The organism is Microbacterium sp. CCH5-D1, from assembly GCF_001557335.1.
GTDB classification, from domain to species: domain Bacteria; phylum Actinomycetota; class Actinomycetes; order Actinomycetales; family Microbacteriaceae; genus Microbacterium; species Microbacterium oxydans.
This window is the reverse complement of the sequence record NZ_LSJW01000314.1, coordinates 1-2,575: the sequence shown is the minus strand read 5'-3', so window position 1 is coordinate 2,575 and position 2,575 is coordinate 1. Positions and strand designations below refer to the sequence as shown.

Below are 2,575 nucleotides of genomic sequence, written 5' to 3'. Positions count from 1 at the left end.
GCGTCGAGGGGGTCGAACGAAGAGGAGCTGCTGACGGGGAGGAGCAGGAGCACCGATCCGGAGTCGAGCGGATCCACGGGGGCGAGCGCTCGCAGGAGGGCCGCGTGGTCGACTCCGGCCTCGCGAAGGGCGCCGACCTCGTGCGGGTTCAGGTCGACAGGCATCGGTCCGTTGCCCAGGTCGGTGCCGTAGAGCACGGTGCCGCCCGCGGCGTGGAACCGGCGCACGTTGTCGATCGCGGTCGCACGCTCGGGGTCGTCGTGGATCGCAAGCGTCGAGATCCACGAGGCGGAGGCCGCCTGACGCACGATCTCGTCATCGTCGAGGCGCTCCGTGAACGGGGCGTGGGCGAGCCCGGCTGCGCCGAGGGCGACCACCCGCTGCGCTTCACCCGCACCTTCGGCGTGCGCGACGACGGGGAGGTCGTGGTCGGCCGCGACCCGGACGATCGCGCGGAACAGCTCGTCGGTGAAGACCGGCCCTGCGCCGCTGTTGCTGGTGACCTTGATGCAGGTGGCACCCGCATCCGCCATCCCGGAGACCGTGGCTGCGGCAGAGTCCGCGTCCGTGATCTCGCGGACCGATCCCTCCGGCGCCCAGTCCCGGTCGGAGGGATAGCCACCAGGCACGGTCAGGAACGCCCCGGCGAAGTCGACCCCGACGTGGTGGCGGGCGGTGGGCGTGAGCTGACGCAGCACCTCGGGGTTTCCGCCGAGGTCGACCACGCGGCCGAGGCGAGACCCTGCCAGGAGAGTGTGGTCCACCAGCTGCAGGTGCACGTGGTGGTCGGTGAATCCGCCCGTGATGACACCTCCGATGCGGGGGAGTCCGGGGGTGGGGCGCTCATCGCGCAGGCGCACACGTCCGTCGACGAGCTCGACGACGCCCTCGCGCCACGCGCTCCCGTCGAAGAATGTCGCAGCGTGCATCAGCTGCCGATCTCCGTGCGCACGGTGTAGAGCTCGGGGAAGAACGTCAGATCCAGTGCGCGCTGCAGGAAGCCGACGCCGCTGGAGCCGCCGGTGCCGACCTTCATGCCGATGGTTCGAGCGACGGTCTTGAGGTGTCGGAACCGCCAGAACTGGAAGTTGTCCTCGAGGTCGACCAGGTCTTCGCAGGCCTCGTACAGATCCCAGTAACGGCTCGGGTCCTGGTAGATCTCGCGGATCGCCGGCACCAGTGCCGGTGTCTCCCGATAGGGCTCCCGCACGTCACGCTCGAGGATCTCCGTCGGGACCGGCAGTCCGCGGCGGGCGGCGAAGCGCAGGAACTCGTCGTACAGCGTCGGCTTCTCCCACTCGGCGGTGAGCAGCGCGAGGTTGGCCGGGTGGTCGGCGAACACACTCAGCATCTTCGCGTTCTTGTTGCCGAGGGCGAACTCCACGGCGCGGTACTGCACGGACTGGAATCCGGAGGAGTTGCCGAGCGCCCCACGGAACTGCGCGTACTCGGTGGGCGTCAGCGTCGCGAGCACCGACCACTGCTGCGTCATCACGTCCTGGATGCGTTTCACGCGGGCGATGCGCTTCAGAGCTTCGCGCAGGTCGTCCCTGGCCAGCAGCTGACGCGCGGACGACAGCTCGTGCAGCAGCTGCTTGAGCCACAGCTCCGTGGTCTGGTGCTGGATGATGAACAGCATCTCGTCGTGGTGTTCGGGTTCGCTCACCGGGTGCTGCGCGGTGAGCAGCTGGTCGAGTGCCAGGTACGAGCCGTACGTCATGCGCCCAGACAGATCGGTGACGATGCCGGATTCGAGGGCGCGTTCGTTCTCGGTGTGCATCTGCCGAACATATCACTTTCGTGGCGAGCGTCACAGGAGTGTTATGTCATGCCTCCGGGATTCAGAGCGCGGGAGTGCGGGGCGGCGGCGTGCGCCGTGTTCCCGGTCGGCCGAGAGCCTCGAATGCCGCGGCGAAGCGCAGCAGCCTCGTGTCGTCGTAGGCCCGTCCCGCGAAAGTCAGCCCGATCGGCATGCCGATGTCGCCCATCAGCCCCATCGGCACCGTGACCGTCGGGATGCCGAGGTGGCGTATCGCGAGGTTGCCGTTCGCGATCCACACGCCGTTGCGCCACCCGAGGTCGGCCGATTCCGGGTTCACGTCCATGTCAGCCGGACCCGCATCCGCGACCGCGGGGAAGACGACGGCATCGAGCCGCAGCACGTCCATCCAGACTTCGAGGTCGCGGCGACGCGTCTCCTCCAGGCCGCGCAGACCGCTTTCGAGCTCGGGCATGTCCGCGATCCCGACGCCGGGGTTGTCGCGCACCCAACCGGGGTACTCGGCGATGTCGTCGTCGAAGCCCGTGTAGCGGTCGGGGAGTGCGCCGTCCGGATGCGGGAAGATCGTCGCCCCGTCGATCTCGGTGAGCGAGTGCAGGGCCGGATCGCCGTTCGCCCGGAGGAAGTCCTCCCACGCCCATGCCGAGAGGTCGACGATCTCGCGGTGCAGGTATTCGGGTGACACGAGGCCGCGGGTGGCGATGGTGTGCGCGCCCGGTCGGTCGCCCTCGTAATTCGAGACGACGGGGAAGTCCACCTCGACCACGGTCGCTCCCGCGGCGGTGAGATCGTGGC

The 2,575-nt window shown here is 68.9% G+C and carries 2 protein-coding genes and 1 pseudogene; all 3 read right to left on the bottom strand.

What is annotated here, in order from left to right; all coding sequences use genetic code 11:
• Positions 1-929, bottom strand: a 929-nt coding sequence (locus AX744_RS19070; protein ID WP_061018694.1) for an amidohydrolase family protein, incomplete at its 3' end; no start/stop codon positions are given.
• Positions 929-1,780, bottom strand: a complete 852-nt coding sequence (locus tag AX744_RS19065; protein ID WP_058632347.1) for a tryptophan 2,3-dioxygenase — start codon at positions 1,778-1,780, stop codon at positions 929-931. The genes AX744_RS19065 and AX744_RS19070, both read right to left, overlap by 1 nt.
• A 61-nt stretch (positions 1,781-1,841) precedes the next feature.
• Positions 1,842-2,575 (bottom strand): annotated as a pseudogene (locus tag AX744_RS19060) (amidase family protein); the annotation flags it as partial.